General features: G+C 63.0%; 14 protein-coding genes, 1 pseudogene and 3 CRISPR repeat arrays. Of the genes and pseudogenes, 13 read left to right on the forward strand and 2 right to left on the reverse strand.

What is annotated here, in order from left to right:
* Positions 1-116 precede the first annotated feature (116 nt).
* From ABXG85_RS09945 to cas2e, 12 genes are all read left to right on the forward strand, one after another.
* Positions 117-572, forward strand: a complete 456-nt coding sequence (locus tag ABXG85_RS09945) for an SDR family oxidoreductase (protein WP_353513478.1) — start codon at positions 117-119, stop codon at positions 570-572.
* 149 nt (positions 573-721) lie between these two features.
* Positions 722-1,600: direct repeats of the CRISPR family, unit length 29 nt; unit sequence CGGTCCATCCCCACGCGTGTGGGGACTAC.
* Positions 1,601-1,993: 393 nt separating this feature from the next.
* Positions 1,994-2,236, forward strand: coding sequence for a FitA-like ribbon-helix-helix domain-containing protein (locus ABXG85_RS09950; protein ID WP_353513479.1), 243 nt, complete (start codon positions 1,994-1,996; stop codon positions 2,234-2,236).
* Between the two features lie 6 nt (positions 2,237-2,242).
* Entirely contained in the window at positions 2,243-2,665 is a 423-nt protein-coding gene (locus ABXG85_RS09955; RefSeq protein ID WP_353513480.1) for a type II toxin-antitoxin system VapC family toxin, read from the forward strand.
* Positions 2,666-3,044: 379 nt separating this feature from the next.
* A CRISPR array of direct repeats spans positions 3,045-3,989; the repeat unit is 29 nt; unit sequence CGGTCCATCCCCACGTGCGTGGGGACTAC.
* Between the two features lie 198 nt (positions 3,990-4,187).
* Positions 4,188-5,156, forward strand: a complete 969-nt coding sequence (locus ABXG85_RS09960) for a helix-turn-helix transcriptional regulator (protein ID WP_353513481.1) — start codon at positions 4,188-4,190, stop codon at positions 5,154-5,156.
* 16 nt (positions 5,157-5,172) lie between these two features.
* The gene (gene cas3, locus ABXG85_RS09965) at positions 5,173-7,932 is read left to right on the forward strand and encodes a CRISPR-associated helicase Cas3' (protein WP_353513482.1); all 2,760 of its coding nucleotides are present in this window, start codon (positions 5,173-5,175) and stop codon (positions 7,930-7,932) included.
* Between the two features lie 35 nt (positions 7,933-7,967).
* Positions 7,968-9,425: a type I-E CRISPR-associated protein Cse1/CasA gene (casA, locus tag ABXG85_RS09970; RefSeq protein WP_353513483.1), complete on the forward strand. Its 1,458-nt coding sequence runs from the start codon at positions 7,968-7,970 to the stop codon at positions 9,423-9,425.
* A complete protein-coding gene (gene casB / locus ABXG85_RS09975) occupies positions 9,422-9,919 on the forward strand; it encodes a type I-E CRISPR-associated protein Cse2/CasB (RefSeq protein WP_353513484.1) in 498 nt (165 codons plus the stop codon). Before casA ends, casB begins: the two co-directional genes overlap by 4 nt.
* Positions 9,916-11,034, forward strand: a complete 1,119-nt coding sequence (gene cas7e / locus ABXG85_RS09980; RefSeq protein WP_353513485.1) for a type I-E CRISPR-associated protein Cas7/Cse4/CasC — start codon at positions 9,916-9,918, stop codon at positions 11,032-11,034. The genes casB and cas7e overlap by 4 nt, the downstream gene beginning before the upstream one ends.
* Before the next feature lies 1 nt (position 11,035).
* On the forward strand, positions 11,036-11,707 hold the full coding sequence (gene cas5e / locus ABXG85_RS09985) for a type I-E CRISPR-associated protein Cas5/CasD (protein WP_353513486.1): 672 nt from the start codon (positions 11,036-11,038) through the stop codon (positions 11,705-11,707).
* Positions 11,697-12,329: a type I-E CRISPR-associated protein Cas6/Cse3/CasE gene (gene cas6e / locus ABXG85_RS09990; protein ID WP_353513487.1), complete on the forward strand. Its 633-nt coding sequence runs from the start codon at positions 11,697-11,699 to the stop codon at positions 12,327-12,329. The genes cas5e and cas6e overlap by 11 nt, the downstream gene beginning before the upstream one ends.
* Positions 12,330-12,338: 9 nt before the next feature.
* Complete coding sequence (cas1e, locus tag ABXG85_RS09995) at positions 12,339-13,307, forward strand: type I-E CRISPR-associated endonuclease Cas1e (RefSeq protein ID WP_353513488.1); 969 nt, start codon at positions 12,339-12,341, stop codon at positions 13,305-13,307.
* Positions 13,267-13,623 carry a type I-E CRISPR-associated endoribonuclease Cas2e gene (cas2e, locus tag ABXG85_RS10000; protein WP_353513489.1) on the forward strand — a complete coding sequence of 119 codons (357 nt, stop codon included), beginning with the start codon at positions 13,267-13,269 and terminating at the stop codon, positions 13,621-13,623. Before cas1e ends, cas2e begins: the two co-directional genes overlap by 41 nt.
* Positions 13,624-13,680: 57 nt before the next feature.
* A CRISPR array of direct repeats spans positions 13,681-14,135; the repeat unit is 29 nt; unit sequence GTAGTCCCCACACGCGTGGGGATGGACCG.
* A gap of 340 nt (positions 14,136-14,475) precedes the next feature.
* Here the strand turns inward: cas2e and ABXG85_RS10005 are convergent.
* Positions 14,476-14,603: pseudogene (locus tag ABXG85_RS10005) on the reverse strand (IS110 family transposase); the annotation flags it as partial.
* Between the two features lie 223 nt (positions 14,604-14,826).
* On the opposite strand from ABXG85_RS10005, the gene ABXG85_RS10010 reads away from it, so the two are divergent.
* Complete coding sequence (locus ABXG85_RS10010; protein ID WP_353513490.1) at positions 14,827-15,402, forward strand: dienelactone hydrolase family protein; 576 nt, start codon at positions 14,827-14,829, stop codon at positions 15,400-15,402.
* Between the two features lie 204 nt (positions 15,403-15,606).
* Here ABXG85_RS10010 and ABXG85_RS10015 read toward each other — a convergent pair whose 3' ends face one another.
* On the reverse strand, positions 15,607-17,367 hold the full coding sequence (locus ABXG85_RS10015; RefSeq protein WP_353513491.1) for a GmrSD restriction endonuclease domain-containing protein: 1,761 nt from the start codon (positions 17,365-17,367) through the stop codon (positions 15,607-15,609).
* Positions 17,368-17,803 lie beyond the last annotated feature (436 nt).

A 17,803-nucleotide genomic window follows, 5' to 3' on the forward strand; every position in this document is an offset into this window, starting at 1 on the left:
CAGTCCTATCTGATCCAGGATGCTGGCCACCAGGCCCAGGTGGCCCAGGTCGTACACCTGTAGGTTGGGTGTGGTTTCCATCCCAAAATCCTAAGGCCAAGGGAGAGGGGTGCGGAATGTCGGGTAAGTACGGACCTATCTTGGATTTCACCCCTGCGGATTACGACTGGATCATGGACACCAACATGCGAACCAGTTTTCTCGTTACCCGGGCCTTTCTACCCCCTCTCCTGCAAAAGGGATCCGGGGACCTGGTCTTCATAGCCTCCGTGGCGGGCCTCAGAGGCTTGCCCCAGGAGGCTGTTTACTGTGCCAGCAAGTTCGCCCAGGTGGGCTTCGCCCAGGCCCTTGACCACGAGCTTAGGCCCAAGGGCATTCGGGTAAGCGTAGTGGCTCCCGGCGGGGTGAACACCGAGTTTGCTTGGGGTACCGGGAGAACCCCAGGAGACCCCCGCCTAAACGCCTTCCTGCGCCCGGAGGAAGTGGCGGAGGCGGTGATTTTCGCCCTGAGCCAGCCCCCGCATGCCCGTGTCTTCCTTATCGGATTGAGACCTATGGTGGAGCCCCTCTAAGTTGTTTGCTTATTTTGGTTCTTGGTCTTCAGACACTGGGGTACATATTTCTGGAGACTACTTTTCGATGCATTTGCCGTTTCTTGGGCAGAGGCGATGTGGATCTTGACGTCTAGTAAAGCTCCCTTGAGCGCTTCCCGCACCATTACTGGTCCATCCCCACGCGTGTGGGGACTACGTGGCCGCATATCGGCTACCACTACCTGGTCTAGGTCCATCCCCACGCGTGTGGGGACTACGCTAAGGGTGCATTCCACCTCAACACGGGGTTCGGTCCATCCCCACGCGTGTGGGGACTACCCTTGGGCACACCAAGGCGATGTACATCGGCCGGTCCATCCCCACGCGTGTGGGGACTACGGCTAGGATAGCGGCTATGGCCGAGGAAATCACGGTCCATCCCCACGCGTGTGGGGACTACGGCATACGCCTGTTCCCACGGGCCAACTAACGCGGTCCATCCCCACGCGTGTGGGGACTACGTACACGGGAGGTGCGACGTGGTTAGGTTAGACGGTCCATCCCCACGCGTGTGGGGACTACGGGGCGTTATACACGATGGCCGCCGTGGGCAACGGTCCATCCCCACGCGTGTGGGGACTACTTTCCGGTTTGCGGGGCGCTTGCCCCGCGCTCGGTCCATCCCCACGCGTGTGGGGACTACCCCATCAAGCGCTTGCGGGGCATATACGCCGCAGGTCCATCCCCACGCGTGTGGGGACTACATAGTACCCGGAAACCACGATTACCAAAGGGCCGGTCCATCCCCACGCGTGTGGGGACTACAATGGCAAAGGCGGCGGTGGCCAGGGGCAAACGGTCCATCCCCACGCGTGTGGGGACTACTGAATGGGCATCATGAGGCGAATGTACGGGTTCGGTCCATCCCCACGCGTGTGGGGACTACCGTACCCCTCCTTCTTGACCATCCTAACCTCCGGTCCATCCCCACGCGTGTGGGGACTACTGGAAGCGCACCCCGGGGAGGCCACGCCTGAGCGGTCCATCCCCACGCGTGTGGGGACTACACTTGACCAGGACGCTAAAAACCCCGCCTGACCCCCCTCTAAGTATCTAAAAGGGAGCTATTCCGGAGTTTGCTTGTCAAGATCCCCGCGCAAGCCTTTGCTGAGGCGTTCTAGCTTTTGCGCTTTGCGTAGTGCCTCGGCGTTGCGCACCGTCACGAAAAGTATACTATCAAAACCCCACAGGTGCTGGTCCACGTACCCGCGAAGCAGTTTTGGCCGATATTCCCCATACGTCCGCTCTCTACCTGTCGCGGGATCAGCGAGGTTTCTAGGTACCCTACCCCAGGAGTCGGTTTCCCCGGAGCCTCAAATGCCTTGACTGACCACAGCGGCTTGACAGCAATGATGGCGAAGCTTAAGATGCTAGCGAAATAACCCTAGGGGGTGATGGGCATGGCCACCCTGACCATCCGCAACCTGGACGAGGCCACCAAGCGGGCCCTGCGGCTTCGGGCGGCCCTCCATGGGGTTTCCATGGAGGAGGAAGCCCGGCGCATCCTCCGGGCCGTTCTCCTGGGCACTCCCTTTCCCCAAGGGCTCGGCACCCACCTGCGCCAGCGGTTCCAAGGTGTGGCCGACGAGACCTTCCAAGTGCCCCCCCGCCGGAGACCTCGCAAACCGCCCCAGCTAGCGTAAGCGCCCATGATCCTCCTGGACACCAACGTGCTCTCGGAGTTTATCCGGCCCCAGCCATCGGAGCGGGTGGTGGCTTGGCTAGACCGGCAAAGCCCCGAGAGGGTTTGGGTGTCTGCCATCAGCCGCGCTGAGATGGAGCTCGGGTTGGCCCTAATGCCGGAGGGTAAACGGAAAAGGGCATTGAGGGAGGCCATCCGGGCCATGTTTGAGGAGGACTTCGCCGGCCGGTGCCTTCCCTTTGACGAGGCGGCCGCCGTCCACTACGGGGGCATCGTGGCGGCCCGGCAACGGAAGGGCAGGCCCATCAGCGTGGAGGATGCCCAGATCGCCGCCATCGCCTTGGCCCACCGGATGACGCTGGCCACGCGAAACGTCGCCGACTTCTCGGGAATCCCGGGCCTGCGCCTGGTCAACCCCTGGGAGGCCTGAGGAGGGGAGATCGGACCTGACCGGTATACGCCCTTTGGGGAAGACATCGCCACATGCCCCTGCGGGAGGTTTTGGGCCAAGTCCCCAACCTTACGAGGTAAGCACCTCTCATATAGGCGTTTTCGCTCCCCCTATACACTCCCTGCCCCTGTCCAACGAACACCGTGACCGGAACCTTCGCAAGGTTGCTGGTCAGTACGGTATCCGTGCCAAATACGCACTCCTGCACTCCCACAGACCCAGGCCCCGGTTCGACCAGGTTTACCATGGGTGGCACAGAATGAGTCACTGAACTATCTAAAAGCTACTGTGTCCCTGGTAAGGGCCTGTAAAAGGGAGGAAAGCGATGGAGTGTAAACTTCTGGGCAATACTCGTTATTGGTTGATACCCACGTGCGTGGGGACTACGTTCGTATGGGCGACCGTTGTGGAGGGTTGTACGGTCCATCCCCACGTGCGTGGGGACTACTTAGCCGCCCTGTCCCGCATGGGCTACAAAGACGGTCCATCCCCACGTGCGTGGGGACTACGGTGAGGCAGTTTCTGCCTCTTATATTGAGGCCGGTCCATCCCCACGTGCGTGGGGACTACTAGGGGGGGGCTCACCATGAGCCCCCCCTAGCCGGTCCATCCCCACGTGCGTGGGGACTACATTGAGGGACCCGCCGGTGAAATGGCCCGCATCGGTCCATCCCCACGTGCGTGGGGACTACGGCCAGGGCCTGATGGGAGAAATGTTTGTGGACGGTCCATCCCCACGTGCGTGGGGACTACCGGCGCCCAAGGGTCCCTAGCCATCACGCCCCCGGTCCATCCCCACGTGCGTGGGGACTACTATAGCTAGTCTGCAGACTGGGTAGGGGGGGGCGGTCCATCCCCACGTGCGTGGGGACTACGGGGGGCCATTAGTAGCCGTAGGGGTGGTGAGCGGTCCATCCCCACGTGCGTGGGGACTACGGTTAGGGCTAGCGGGGTTTGGGGGTCCGGTTCGGTCCATCCCCACGTGCGTGGGGACTACCTCATATTTGCGAGGTCCTCCACGGAGCGAACCGGTCCATCCCCACGTGCGTGGGGACTACGGGGGCGACAATCTCCCACGTGCCGTACTTCGTCGGTCCATCCCCACGTGCGTGGGGACTACAGTTCACTACCCCGCATATTGCCCACGGTATCCGGTCCATCCCCACGTGCGTGGGGACTACGACCGCCCATGAATGGCCTACCCTCGAGGAGGCGGTCCATCCCCACGTGCGTGGGGACTACGCGGATAATGGGCTCAAACCTCTTCAGACCCTCGGTCCATCCCCACGTGCGTGGGGACTACACATGGCCTAGACGGCAAAAATTCCTGCTCCCCCCCTGCTAAGTATCTAAAGTGGACTTAATGCAAGAAGGGCTATTGGAAGTAGGCTTTCAAGATCCCCACTAGGCCCCTTTCTTATGCGCAGCCAAGCGACCCAAGGCCTAGTTGGGTTTATAATACCACGCTTGCAAGCCCCTCTGGGTTTAGACTTGCTAAGAGATGGCGAACCTGCCCAAAGCTGCTCGCCTATTGCAACTAATTGAGAGGCTTAGTCTCAGGCCGCATCGGGTGAGTGAACTGGCGCGCCAGTTCGGCATAAGCGAGCGTACAGTAGAAAGGGACCTCGAGGCCCTTGTCCTCCAAGGCTATCCCCTGGAGCGGGTGAGCCGTGGCCTGTACCGGATCCCAGACCGTCCTCCGCCCCTCCACCCTGTGGAGGCTTTGGCCCTCTTCGCCGCTGGCCGCTTGCTGTACCACCAGGCTCCGACTCGGCAATACGGGGCGGCCCTGGAAAAACTGGCCCGTATGCTCCCCGAACCCCTGCGGGACCTCCTCCTTCGGAGCACGCAAGGCTTGGCCGAGCGCAGGGGCGATAGCCGGAACCTGGAAATGGTGGCGCGAGCCCTTCTAGAGCGAAGGGTGCTAGCTTTTGAGTACCGATCTGGTGGGTCGAAGAACTGGCGGCCCAAGGAGCTATTGGTGTACTTTCTGGAAGCAAACCGAACCAACCTGGGGCTTTACGCCGTGGGGTACGAGCGTAGCTACCACCGTTCCGTCCTCACTTTCAAGCTTTCCCGCATGCGCAACGCCCGGCTTCTAGACGAGGACTACGAGCTTCCCAAGGACTTTGACCCCAACCAATACTTCCGCCAAGCCTGGGGCGTGGTGGGGGTGCGTCAAGAAGCTGTGGACATCCGCCTTCGCTTCGCTCCCGAGGCGGCGTGGCGGGTATTGGAGGGGGATTACCCAGGCCTGGAAATTGAGCGGGAACTGCCCGATGGTGGGCTCCTGGCCCGCCTAAAAGCCGCCCCTTTTAAAGGGGGCGTGCCGTGGGAGGCCCTAGCCTGGATCCAAAGTTTTGGCCCTCGAGTGGAAGTATTGGCCCCGGAGGAGCTTCGCGCGCTTTGGTTAGAGGAAGCCCGGAGGGTTCTGGAGAAGGCGTCATCTCCTGTCGCCTTTACGGGGTAAAAGGGGGGCGGTGCGAGTGAACATTACCGAGGCCGCCCGTGTACTTTGGGCCAAGAGCGGAGATCCATTTCACCCCCTCTTGGCGCACATGCTGGATAGCGCTGCCGTGGCGCAGGCCATCCTCTTTCGCGAGCCCACTCGGTCCCTGGCCCTTTACGCTTTGGACTCTGGCCTGAGCTGGGAGGACGCGATAAAGTGGGTTGCCTTTCTGGTGGGCCTTCACGACCTCGGCAAAGCCAGCCCGGTTTTCCAAGCCGCCTGGAAAGAGGGGGCGGAAAGGGTTAGGAACGCCGGGCTCACCTGGGACAAAATCGTTGAGGATGACGACTCGTGGGTAGCGCACGGCGTCCTTACCGAGCTTTACGTTAAAGACGCTTTGCGGGCCCTGGGGTTAGGACGTAGGGCCGCTTCCCGCTTGGCAAGGGCCCTAGGGGCCCACCACGGGTTTTCCGCCCAGGGCAGCGAGCTTCAGCGGGCAACCCTTCATGTCCAGAGCGAGCCCCATGGGTGGCGGGAGGTGCGGGCTTGGTTGGTGGAGCGCCTGCGCCAAGCCACGGGAGCCCCAGTACCCCCCCTTCAGGAAGTTTCCCCGGAAGCGGTGCTTCGGGTTATGGCCCTGGCCTCCTTTGCTGACTGGATCGCTTCCGACCCGAGCTTCTTTCCTTACGGGCGCGACCCTCTTAGGCCAGAGTACCTGGAGGAAGCCCTGGCCTTAGCAGAGAAGGCTTTGGATCGGGTGGGCTGGCGCAAACGCGAGCCCCAGCCCCTGAGGGAGTTTTCCCAAATCTTTCCCTTTCCCCCTAACAATTTACAAAGGGCCATCCCGCCCCTTCTGGACCACGCCCAGGAGCCCCTCCTTCTCCTGGTGGAGGCCCCCATGGGGATGGGCAAGACGGAAGCGGCCTTGTACGCCTACCACCTGCTGGCGGAGCGCCTGAAGCATCGGGGTCTTTACGTGGCCCTACCCACCCAAGCCACGGCCAACGGCCTCTTCCCTAGGGTACGGGATTTCTTGAAGGTTTTGGCCCTTGGTGTCCTGGACCTTCAGCTGCAACACGGGGCGGCCATACTCAACCCGCTTTACGAGGACTTGTTGGAGAGGACCCATCCCGCCCAAGTTTTTGACGGGAGCGTGGAGAAGGAAGAGGGGGCGGTATCCGCCTCCGCCTGGTTTTCCGCCAAGAAGCGGGCCATGCTCTCCCCTCACGGGGTTGGCACGTTAGACCAGGCGCTACTGGGTGTCCTCACGGTGAAGCATCACTTCGTGCGGCTTTGGGGGCTCATGAACCGGGTGGTGGTGCTGGACGAAGTCCACGCTTACGATACCTACACCTCGAGCCTCCTCGAGGCCCTCCTCCGGTGGCTCAGGTCCCTGGGCTCCAGCGTGGTCCTCATGACGGCCACGCTCCCCAAGGCCAAGCGGGCCGCCCTTCTTCGGGCCTGGGGGGTGTCGCAGGGGGAGCTCCCTCCCTATCCCCGGTTGGCCGCCTTCGGCAAAGCGTTAATAGGTGCGGTTAGCCTGCCCGTTCCCTCGCGGCAAATCCGCCTGGACCGGGCCCCAGTAGAACCCGAAGGTCTAGCAGCCAAGCTCCTTGCCGCCCTGCCTGGAGCCCTGGGCGCTGTGGTGAACACCGTGGACCGGGCCCAAACCCTATACCGGGCCCTGGGAAAGGGTGAGCCCCTCACCCTCGCTGGCCTTCTCCACCGCTTCCCCCATGGTCCCCATGAGGGCCCGTGGGCGGAGCTCCTCGAGATGCGGGAGGAAAAGGGGAGTCAAGTGGTGGGGAAGGTCCTGGGGGACGGAACCTTGGTGTTCCTTCTCCATGCCCGCTTTCCCGCCGAGGACCGAGCCCTCAGGGAGTCCGTGGCCCTAGCGCTTTTCGGCAAAAAGGGCCCGAGGCCCGAGCGGGCCATCCTGGTGGCCACCCAGGTGGCGGAGCAGAGCCTGGACCTAGACTTTGACCTCCTCTACAGCGATCTCGCCCCCATTGACCTCCTCTTCCAGCGGGCGGGCAGGCTTCACCGCCACCCAAGGCCCCGCCCGCCGGGGCACCACGAGGCCCGGCTTTGGGTGGGCGGCCTGGAGGAAACCGAGGCTTGGGGGGAGCTTTACTGGGACAAGGTATATGAGGAATACGTTCTCCTCTCTACCTGGCTCGCCTTGAAGGACAGGGGGGATTTGCGGGTGCCGGACGACCTCGAGGCCCTTCTGGAAGAGGTCTACGCCCGGGAGCCCCTTGGGTTCCCCGAAGCCCTCCGGGACCAGGCCGAGAAGAGTTATAAACGCATGGAAGAACGCCGGGCCAAGGAGGAGAAGACGGCCCAAAACCTGGCCCTATGGGAACCGGAAAGGCTCCTAAGGGAAGGGGACGCCGCCCACTTGGCCTCCGATTTGCGCCTGGACGACGAGGTGGAAGACCCCCACACCCAGCGCCTTCTTACCCGTTTAGGGGAGGCCAGCGTGCCCGTGGTGCCCCTCTATCGGGTGGGCCAAGGCCTCTACCTGGACCCCGAAGGGCGGCGGCCCGCGCGGCTCAAAGGCGAGCTTTCCAAGGGTGAGGCGGTATCCCTTTGGCGGCGAGCGGTGCGGCTTTCGCGCTACCCGATACCCCATGAACTCCTCAAGAGCGAGCCTCCTCCCGCCTGGGGAAAAAGCGGCCTCCTCCGGAGTTTGCGCCCCTTGGAGGTGGGTAGCGTATTCGGTGAGGGTAAGGGGGCCTTCCGGGTGGATCTGGACCCGGAACTCGGGGTGGTGTACGTTCCCGTCAGGGAATGACGGGTTTAGGTATTACCCTGGGATCAGGTGAGAGCGTGGAAAAGTTCAACCTCCTGGAAGAGCCGTGGATCCCCGTGCTAAAGGATGGGCAGGTGTACCAGGTGAGCCTGGGGGAGGCGCTCCTCGAGGCCCACACCATCGCCCGCATAGAAACCGCTTCCCCCTTGGAGGAGGCGGCCCTTCACCGCCTCCTCCTGGCCCTTCTCCACCGCGCCCTGCCCCCGGTGCGGGACGAGCAAGACGCCGCCGACCTCCTGGACGGGGGGCAATTTGACCAGGGCGCCCTTCAGAGCTATCTGGACCGCTATCACCCCCGCTTTTGGCTGTTCCATCCGGAGGCTCCTTTTTTCCAAATTGCAGACCTCCCCGAGGAGGAGCCCGTTCCCTGGACCAAGCTCCGTCCGGAGCTGGCTGGCGGCAACAACCCCACCCTCTTTGACCACAGCACGGACGAGAGCCCGGTAAAAATCCCCTACGCCGAAGCGGCCCGGGCCCTGGTGGTCCACCAAAGCTTCGCCCTGGGCGGTCTTCTCAGGCGGCTTGGGGTTACTTCGGGCAAGGACGCGCCCTTGGCCCGTGCCGCCGTGTTCCTTCCTACGGGTGAGACCCTGTTTGAAACCCTGGTTCTGAACTTGGTGCCTTACGAGGGTGAGGACGACAAACCCCTTTGGGAAGTGCCCCCTCTAAAGCAAAAGGACGTGGAAAACGGGGCCACCAAGTGGGCCCTTTCCGGCGTCACCCGGGTCTATACCTGGCCAAGTCGGGGAGTACGCCTTCTGGACGAAGGAGATGGGGTCCGGTACATGGGCTACGGCCCCGGGGTGGAGCCGCTACCCGTAATCTTTCGTGACCCCATGGTGGCCTACCGCACGGACGCCAAGGGCACTATCTTCCCCTTGCGCTTAAGCGAGGAGCGTAGCTTTTGGCGCGACTTCGGGACCATGCTTCCCTCTGCGGGAGGGACCCTACCGGGAACGCTCCGCCATGCGGGCGCCGTAGGCCTCGAGGTGGGGAGGGCGCATCGGCTAAGGGTTTTGGGCCAGGTGTCGGACCAAGCCAAGGTTTTGGACGCGAGGCGGGAGGTTTACCCCTTGCCCTCGGCCCTCCTTCTGCCCCAAGGTGCCCTTGCCCTGGAGGCGGCTTTGGGGAAGGCGGAACGGCTGGGCGAGGCGCTTCGCTCCGTGGCCTGGAGGGTGGCGCGGGGCGTCTTGGGGGATAAGGACGCCAAGGAGCTGGAGGCCTTTGTCCGCTCTTTGCCGCTACTGCGAAGCTACTGGGCAAGCCTGGACTTGGCTTTCCCGGAGCTCCTCGAGGCCCTGAGCCAGCCCAACGCCCTGGACACGTGGCGCCTGCGGCTTCGCCAGGCGGCGCTCCGCGCTTGGGAGGAAACACGACTCTTCGTAGGGACCGAAGGCCGGCACCTGGCCGCCTTGGCGGAGGGTGAAAGGGCCTTGACCTTTGCCTTGAAGGAGCTTGAGGAGGTGAGCGCGTGAAGGGAGCGGCGTTTTTGAACTGGCTTATGTCCCTGCAAACAGGGACCATCTGGACCCCGGCCCGGGCGGCTTTGCGCCGGAGCCTGGCTTTTCCCTTGGGGGCCTACCCTCCCGCCATGCCCTACGTGGAGCCCTTCGTGCGGCAGGAGGGCTGGGCCAGGGAAGCCCACTACCTGGTGGCGGGGCTCTTCGCCCTGACGGACGGCGCTCACCAGAGCGGGCGAAGCCTGGCCCAGGCTCTTTGGGCTGCCGGGAAGGAGCGGGACTCCAAAAGTGTAGAAAAGCGCTTCCTGGCTCTTCTGGACGCAGACCGCGACCAGATTGCCTTTCGGCTTCGCCAAGCCGTGGGCTTGGTGGAAGGAGGCCTCGACTTCGCTCAGCTTCTGGAGGACCTGTTGGACTGGTTCCATCCCAATCGGCGGGTCCAAGCCCGTTGGGCTCGAGAGTTTTACGGCGCTAAAGAGGGGATAAAGGAAGAGGAGGTGGCAGAATGAAACTTTTGGAAGTGCACGTGCTCCAAACGGTGGTTCCCAGCAACCTCAACCGGGACGACACGGGAAGCCCTAAGGATGCCCTCTTCGGCGGCTTTCGTCGCGCCCGCATCTCTAGCCAGGCGCAGAAGCGGGCGGTGCGGGTGGCCTTCCGGGATTGGCCTCTCCTGGAGCCGTCTGAGCGGGCGGTGCGCACCAAGCGCTTGCTGGAAGCCCTTTTGACGCGGCTTTCGGACCTCCCCGAGGACCGGGCCCGCCCAGCCATCGAGAATGCGCTCAACAGCTTGGGTTTTGGTGTCAAGGAGGGAGGGGCGAGCGAGTATCTCCTCTTTCTGGGGAATAGGGAGCTAGACCGCTTGGCTGAGGCAATCCGGGCTAACCTCGAGGCCCTCTCGGGCGAGGTGAAGGGGAAGAAGAAGACGGACGTGAGCCCCGAGGTTAAGAAGGCCCTAGAGAAGGTCTTGGACGGGGGGAAGGCGGTAGACCTGGCCCTTTTCGGTCGGATGCTGGCGGACCGGCCAGAGCTTGGGGTGGACGCGGCAGCCCAGGTGGCCCACGCCCTGTCCACCCACAAGGTGGACCGGGAGTTTGACTTTTACACCGCTGTGGACGACCTGAACCCCAAGGAGGAAACCGGGGCTGGGATGATGGGGGATGTGGAGTTCTACTCCGCCACCCTCTACCGTTACGCCGTGGTGGACCTGCAAACGCTCCTGGAAAACCTCCAGGGCGACAAGGAGCTTGCCCTGAAAGGGGCTTTGGCTTTTTTTGCGGCCTTCGCCAGCACCTTGCCCTCGGGCAAGCAAAACAGCTTTGCCGCCCATAATCCTCCCTTATTCGTGGCCTTCCGGGCGGGGGAAGGGCTTCCCCGCAACTTGGCCACGGCGTTCGAGCGGCCGATACGTCCGAGAGAGGACCGGGCACTTTCCGCCTTGTCCGTGGAGGCCTTGGTCCGGGAGTGGGAGCGGTTTGACCGGGCCTTTGGCCCCCTGCAACCCGAATGGAAAGGGGCCATAAACCTCACGGAGGCGGAGACGGGGACATTGCCCTTGGTGGAGGACTGGCCCACCCTGCGCGGGCGGATTGAAGAGGCCATCAAGAAGCTTCTGGAGGTGTAGCGTGCCCACCCTCCTTCTGCGGCTTCAAGGGCCCTTGCAGTCCTGGGGGACCCGAAGCCGCTTTGATTACCGGGACACCTGGCCGTACCCCACCAAAAGCGGGGTGGTGGGACTTCTCGCCGCCGCTTTGGGCCGGGACCGGACGGAGGACATCTCTGACCTCGCCGCTTTGCGGCTCGGGGTGCGGGTGGACCGGAGGGGTGTGTTGAAGGTGGATTACCAGACCGCTCAAAGCGTGGTGGCCGCCGACCTAAAGCGCCTGCGAGATGTCCAGAGCTGGCGCTACTTTCTTTCCGATGCCGCCTTCCTGGTGGGGTTGGAGGGGGACAGGTTCCTTTTGCAAAGCTTGCACCGGGCTCTCCTTAATCCCCGCTTTCCCCTCTATTTGGGGCGGAAGGGGTATCTCCCAAGCCCACCCCCCTACCTTCCCGACGGCTTGCGGGACGAGCCTTTGGAGGAAGCCCTGCGCCGCTACCCCTACTTGGGGAAAGGGGAACCTCGAGAGGACCTCCTTTTAGCCCTCGAGGCGCCCCAAGGCCGCTTGGTCTACGACCAACCCGTGGCTCCCTTTAGCCAGCGCCGCTTCGGCGCCCGCTACGTGCTGGAAAAGGTGCTTCCTAAGGAGGAAATTCCTAAAGGGCCTCCAGTGTGGGAGGAAGCCCATGTGGATTAGCAAGTTGGTCTTGGACCCCCGGTCGAGGGCCGCCCGGCGCGACCTGGCGAACCCCTATGAGATGCACCGCACCCTCTCCCGGGCCGTGTCCCAGGCCCTCGAGGCGGGGAGGGAGCGCCTGCTTTGGCGTCAGGAACCCACACGGACGCACGAACGCCCCGTGGTCTTGGTGCAGACCCTCACCGAGCCGGACTGGGGCGTTCTGGAAGAAGGCTACGCCGAAATCTATCCCCCGAAACCCTTTAACCCCGTCTTCCACCCTGGCCAACTCCTCCGCTTCCGCTTGCGCGCCAACCCCAGTAAGCGGCTGGCGGGTAGCGGTAAGCGGGTGGCTCTGAAGACTTACTGGGAGAAGGTGGCCTGGCTCCAGAAGCGATTGGCCGAAGGGGGCTTCCGTCTGGTGGAAGGGGAAGAGGGGCTTGCCGTGCGCATCCTCCAGGACACCTTTTTGGAGGTTCCCCGGGGCAAGCGGGAAGGGGAAGGTGGAAGGATGCAGGTTCAAGCGGTGCTTTTTGAGGGGCGCCTCGAGGTGGTGGACCCGGAGCGGGCCCGCGCCACCTTGGCACGGGGCATCGGCCCGGGCAAAGCCTTGGGCCTCGGTCTCCTTTCCGTGGCTCCGTGAGGAGGATCCATGCCTCCAGTGCCCAACACCCGGAACCTGAAGGAACTCCCGAAGTTTCGGGATGGGCTTTCCTATCTTTACGTGGAACACGCCTTTGTGGAGCAAGAGGCCCAAGGCATCGGCATCTACGACAAGGAGGGCTTGACCCTCGTCCCGGCGGCCGCTTTGGGGGTGCTCTTCCTGGGGCCCGGAACCCGCATCACCCATGCCGCCATACGGGCCCTTACCGGGAATGGATGCACTGTGTGTTGGGTGGGGGAGGGGGTGGCCCGCTTTTACGCGCAAGGGCTTGGCGACACCCGAAGCGCCCTGCGCTTGGAGCGACAAGCCCGAGCCTGGGCGGACCCGAATCTGCACCTGGAGGTGGTGTACCGCCTTTACGAGAAGCGCTTTTCCGATCCCCTTCCCCGAGACTTGAGCTTGGAACAGGTGCGGGGCCTCGAGGGGGTGCGGGTGCGTAGCGCATACGCCCGGTGGAGCCAGGAAACGGGCGTTCCCTGGAAGGGCCGAAGCTATGACCGCCGCAACTGGGTAGCCTCAGACCCGGTGAACAGGGCTTTGTCCTCCGGCGCCGCCTATCTCTACGGCCTGGCCCATGCCGCTATCGTCAGCGCAGGGTTTAGCCCCTCCCTTGGGTTTATCCACACGGGTAAGCTACTGTCCTTCGTGTACGACGTTGCCGACCTCTATAAGACCGAGTTTCTTATACCCGCTGCCTTCCGCACCGTAGCTGAGTCTGAAGCGGAAGTGGAGCGCCGCGTTCGCCGCGCACTCCGAGAGCGCATTGAGGAGGAAAGGCTCCTGGAACGCATGGTGGAGGACCTCTTAGACCTTTTCTCCGGACTTGGCCCAGAAGAACTAAGGTGGGAGGAAGAGGACCCTACTCACCCAGGGGGCCTTTGGGATCCGGAAGGTGCGGTGGAGGGGGGCGTGGCCTATGGTGGTGATGGTGTTGGAGAGAGTACCGAGGAGCCTTAGGGGAGAGTTGACCCGTTGGCTCTTGGAGGTGGATACAGGCGTTTTTGTTGGCCGTGTAAACGCTACGGTGCGGGAACTCCTATGGGCCAAGGTGGTGGAAGGAGCCGGGGATGGGCGATGCGCCATGGCCTGGAGGACCAATACGGAGCAGGGCTTTACGTTAAGGCTGCACGGGTATGTGGACCGGCACCTGCGGGATTTTGATGGTATACTTCTAGTGACGGTGCGCAATGCCGAGGCAATGCGCAAAGCGCAAAAGCTAGAACGCCTCAGCAAAGGCTTGCGCGGGGATCTTGACAAGCAAACTCCGGAATAGCTCCCTTTTAGATACTTAGAGGGGGGTCAGGCGGGGTTTTTAGCGTCCTGGTCAAGTGTAGTCCCCACACGCGTGGGGATGGACCGTGCATCGAGCCTTTCCTCAACTTCTACCGCCCGTAGTCCCCACACGCGTGGGGATGGACCGTTCCCCGCCGAACGCTTCGCTTCCCCTGGGAAGTAGTCCCCACACGCGTGGGGATGGACCGCGCCCACGGGAACCCTTGTGCACGCGCCAGTTGTAGTCCCCACACGCGTGGGGATGGACCGCCAACGCCACTAGCGAAAAGGACCCGGCCCCGTAGTCCCCACACGCGTGGGGATGGACCGGGGGGCCCCGCATCGTGGGGCGGAGGGTCTTCGTAGTCCCCACACGCGTGGGGATGGACCGGAAGGGGGTGGGAGTGAGGAAGTGGAGGCTTAGTAGTCCCCACACGCGTGGGGATGGACCGCGAAGGTCGGAGGAGTAAACTCCGAGCAAATGGTAGTCCCCACACGCGTGGGGATGGACCGTTCTCTGCGTTCAGCTTGAGGGGATGGAGCACGTAGTCCTCCTTACGTGAGCTGATCTGCCAGGCCCTCACGTGACCAGGCTGTCCTCCAAGCGGCCCAACGAGCGTTGCACGGCTTGGAAGCCCGGCTCGGTATCCAGTAATGGAGAGAAGTATTTCCCTCCAGGAACACCTTGGGGCTCTTCATCCAGAAGGAGGCCATCTGGGGTGAGCCCAAAAGCTCCTCGGCTCGCCGCGACCCTGCGAAGGAGGGCATCTTCTGGAAGGAAATCGCCCGCACCGGGCACGGCGCCGGTGGTGGGCTAGGACGACGCCCAAGGGGAATGATACGGTCTGCTTTGTCAAGCCATCTGGTCCAGCCGACCGGCGTAGTAGGCCCTGAGCCGAGCCGCCCCATCATCCGCCGCAAAAGCTTGTGGGCCACCGCCAAACGGGCCTGCTTCTTCCGCTTGCCCCGGGAAAGCCATCGGCGAAGAAGACCGTTCCCCACCCCTAGAGCACGGCCTGGTGCCTTGAGTTCGTGCGGCTTCCCCTCGAGGGGCACCCGGAGAACGCTCCTAGGGGCTCTCTTGGAGCAGGGCATCCTATGTGCGACCCAGGGGTGTGTGGTCTCTAGGAGCGTAGCGGCTGCCCTCTCGTACCGGCCACTTGGGGTAAGCTAGTCAGAGCGGCGGCGTATTGGAGAAGCTCCCATGGCAGAGATTGTGCTATTCCATCATGCCCTCGGGTTAACCACGGGCGTGAAAGCGCTGGCCGAAGAACTACGTAGGGCAGGGCACATCGTGCACACGCCAGACCTATTGGGCGGCCAAGTTTTTAACGACCTTGAACAGGCTCTGAGGTTTGTCCATGAACTGGGCTTTGGTGAGGTCATCGAGCGGGGCGAACGGGCGGTAGAGAATTTACCTGCCAACTTGGTATATGCCGGGTTGTCCCTGGGTGTGCTACCGGCCCAGAAGTTAGCCCAAACTCGCCCGGGTGCCAGGGGGGCTATCTTGGTGTCTTCCTGCGCGCCGGCCACCGCATTCGCGCAGGCGTGGCCGAGCGAAGTCCCTGTGCAGGTTCATGCCATGGAGGCCGATCCCATGTTTGTTGACGAAGGCGATCTGGATGCGGCTCAAGAACTTATGGCCCAGGCGGCGAACGGTGAGCTTTTCCTCTACCCTGGGGACCAACACCTCTTTATGGACCCCTCGCTTCCCTCCTACGATGCGGAAGCTACTGCCCTCCTGCTCAGGAGAGTGTTGGAATTTTTGGCCAAACGTTGATCGGAAGCCCCTGGATGGGCACACGGGTGGCGCTACGCAACGAGGCGCCTGGTCCTGGCCCGGGTAAGGGGTTATGCCCCAGTCTTTGGCGCCTTGGGCTGTGGCCGCCGGGCTTTTCCCTGAGGGAAGGCGAACAGGGCAGAAGCGGGGCTAGGTGGGCGGATGCGGGGTCTTTGGGAGGGGAAGGTCTTGCGTGGAAAGGCGTCAGCCTTCCTTCAGTTTCTCAAAGCCCTCACGAATGACCGCCGCTATACGGCGACGGCGCTCCTCCAGGAAGGCCCCATACTCCATTTCGTACCACCTTTCGGGAAGGGCGTGGTAGCGGTACATCTCCCGCAAGCGCTCAGGCGGGAACCTCCGCTCGTACTCGAGGGCGTAGGCAGCCGGAGCCTGGTCGCTGATGCGGATGTTGTCGTGCCACTCCACCAGGGCGAAGTTCGCCACCTGGTTGACGTCGCGGCGGTCGGTGATGCCCTTTCGCTCCAGGTACTTCCGTGGAAAGAGGTGGTGGCGCTCCAGGGCCGTTTTTTGGGCTTGTAGGGTGGGGTGGAGCAGGTCCCGCACCTTCATGGAGGAGTACAGCACGGGGGCATCCAAGAGCACAAGGGCGGCGAAATAGGCCGCCTGTCCCGGGCTGCGGGCTGGGGCCGTGGCCAGCTCGTTGGGTAGCGTCACTTCCCAGTAATCCGGGGTAAGGACCGCAGCCATTTCCTGCTCCAGAACCCGCACGAACTCCTCGGGCCGCGCGCTGCCACGCAAGAGGGCCAGGTCCTGGTCCATTCGGGTTTCGGGAGAACCCGAGTAGCGGCCCGTGAGGGCGCTCATGAAGAACCAGCGGGCCATGAGGTTGCGCAGGGCGTGGGGATCCAGCCCGAAATCCCTCTTGCCGATGAGCCAAAGGGCATACGTGTACACCAAGGCCGTTTCGGAAGTGATCATGCTGGGGTGGATGTACCCAGCCCGGTTGAGGATTTTGAGAAACTCATGCCAGTTTAGCAGGTTGAGCACATACTCCTGGGCCTCTCGCAGCCGGGCGAACTGCTCGTCCCGCTTCTCCTCCGAGAACTGTCCTGTCTGTAGGTCCTTGCCCCGCAGGATGGAGTAGACGTGCTCGAGGCGGGCGCGGCGGAACGCCAGCGCCACGTCCACCCGAAGCAACTGGTCCGGGGTTGGATGGAAATAGGGGTTGAAGGGGGAAGGGCGGTTCTCCGTTGGCGGGTGTTGCGCCTCCCGGGCAAAGCGTTCCAGTTCCTTGCGGCCCTCGTCCCAGAAAACCGACATCAGGGTGAGAATGAAATCCGCCTGGTTGAGGGCCCGGCCCCGGCTGTTGATGCGCACGAAAATCTCGGCCACCTGCTCCTCCGTGGCGTTAGCCGAGATCTCGAGGGCCGTCAACGGGTAGTTGACCAGGTTCACTACCCGCTGGATGGCGTTGGGGATGCGCTTCCGTTCCTCCGGACCGAGGTCCCGGCGTTGGGCGAGCTCCTCCAGGAACTTGGAGATAAAAGCGTACTGGTCAAAGTCCGGCTTCCAAAGCAGGCTGATGTCGGCAACCCATTCCGGGCTCCGCTCGATGGCCTTGTTGCTCACCTCAAAGCGTTCCTCGGCGGGGTTAAAGGCGATGCGCAGGTGGCGTTGCTGAAAGTTGTTGTCCAAAATGGGCACGCCCCGTATCGCAGCGTACAGGGCAGTGAGCCGCTGTTGGCCATCCACGATAAGGAGGCGGGGTGGTTTTTGCTTAGAGCCCACGCCAATGGTGCGGTGCTCCCCGGAGAGGCCGTTTTCCCAGAAGAGGAGGGTCCCGATGGGGTAGCCCCGATACATGGAGTCAAAGAGGTCCCGCACCCGCGCCGTGTCCCATACAAAGGGGCGCTGGATGTCGGGAAGGCCGATCTCGCCCAGGTCAATGTCGTCCAGGAGCTTGCCCACCGTGTAATCCACCTTTTTGAAAAGCAAGTGGCTCATGACGGTCCCCCGTCCTCAGATGAAACCATAAACACCTTGAAAAGCCGCCGGGCGGTCAAAAGGGGCGCAAGCGGGTTGTGAAGAGCGCTCCAAGGGCCCCCTTTGGTTTCTCTCCGGCGTTTCAAAGAGGTTCTTCCCGCAGCCACGGCGCAGGGAGGTTCCCAAAGATAGACCGGATACACCTCCGTTGGAGGATACGCGACCTCCAGCAGTCGGTCAACACATTCGCCGCCTGGGCTATCCTCCCTTTTTTCACCCCTCTAGCGGGGCCCCTCAGGGTACCCCCACGGCCACGGTACGCCCCTTGGGCCAGGACAAGAGGTTGGCAGGGGTGAGATGAAGCGGGCGAGGAACGGGATGGAAACGCCTTTCAGCGTGAGGGCGGTTCTTGGGGCTACACCGGGTAGGGGCTCCATCGTGCAGGGGTGGTAGGGCG

The organism is Thermus sp. LT1-2-5, assembly GCF_040363165.1.
GTDB lineage: Bacteria > Deinococcota > Deinococci > Deinococcales > Thermaceae > Thermus.

Excerpts from the sequence above, each read along its gene's own strand:
- ABXG85_RS09950 (WP_353513479.1), top strand. The coding sequence starts at position 1,994 with ATGGCCACCCTGACCATCCGCAACCTGGACGAGGCCACCAAGCGGGCC.
- cas7e (WP_353513485.1), top strand. The coding sequence starts at position 9,916 with ATGAAACTTTTGGAAGTGCACGTGCTCCAAACGGTGGTTCCCAGCAAC.
- ABXG85_RS09955 (WP_353513480.1), top strand. The coding sequence starts at position 2,243 with ATGATCCTCCTGGACACCAACGTGCTCTCGGAGTTTATCCGGCCCCAG.
- ABXG85_RS10015 (WP_353513491.1), bottom strand. The coding sequence starts at position 17,367 with ATGAGCCACTTGCTTTTCAAAAAGGTGGATTACACGGTGGGCAAGCTC.
- ABXG85_RS10010 (WP_353513490.1), top strand. The coding sequence starts at position 14,827 with ATGGCAGAGATTGTGCTATTCCATCATGCCCTCGGGTTAACCACGGGC.
- cas1e (WP_353513488.1), top strand. The coding sequence starts at position 12,339 with ATGCCTCCAGTGCCCAACACCCGGAACCTGAAGGAACTCCCGAAGTTT.
- ABXG85_RS09960 (WP_353513481.1), top strand. The coding sequence starts at position 4,188 with ATGGCGAACCTGCCCAAAGCTGCTCGCCTATTGCAACTAATTGAGAGG.
- cas2e (WP_353513489.1), top strand. The coding sequence starts at position 13,267 with ATGGTGGTGATGGTGTTGGAGAGAGTACCGAGGAGCCTTAGGGGAGAG.
- cas6e (WP_353513487.1), top strand. The coding sequence starts at position 11,697 with ATGTGGATTAGCAAGTTGGTCTTGGACCCCCGGTCGAGGGCCGCCCGG.
- ABXG85_RS09945 (WP_353513478.1), top strand. The coding sequence starts at position 117 with ATGTCGGGTAAGTACGGACCTATCTTGGATTTCACCCCTGCGGATTAC.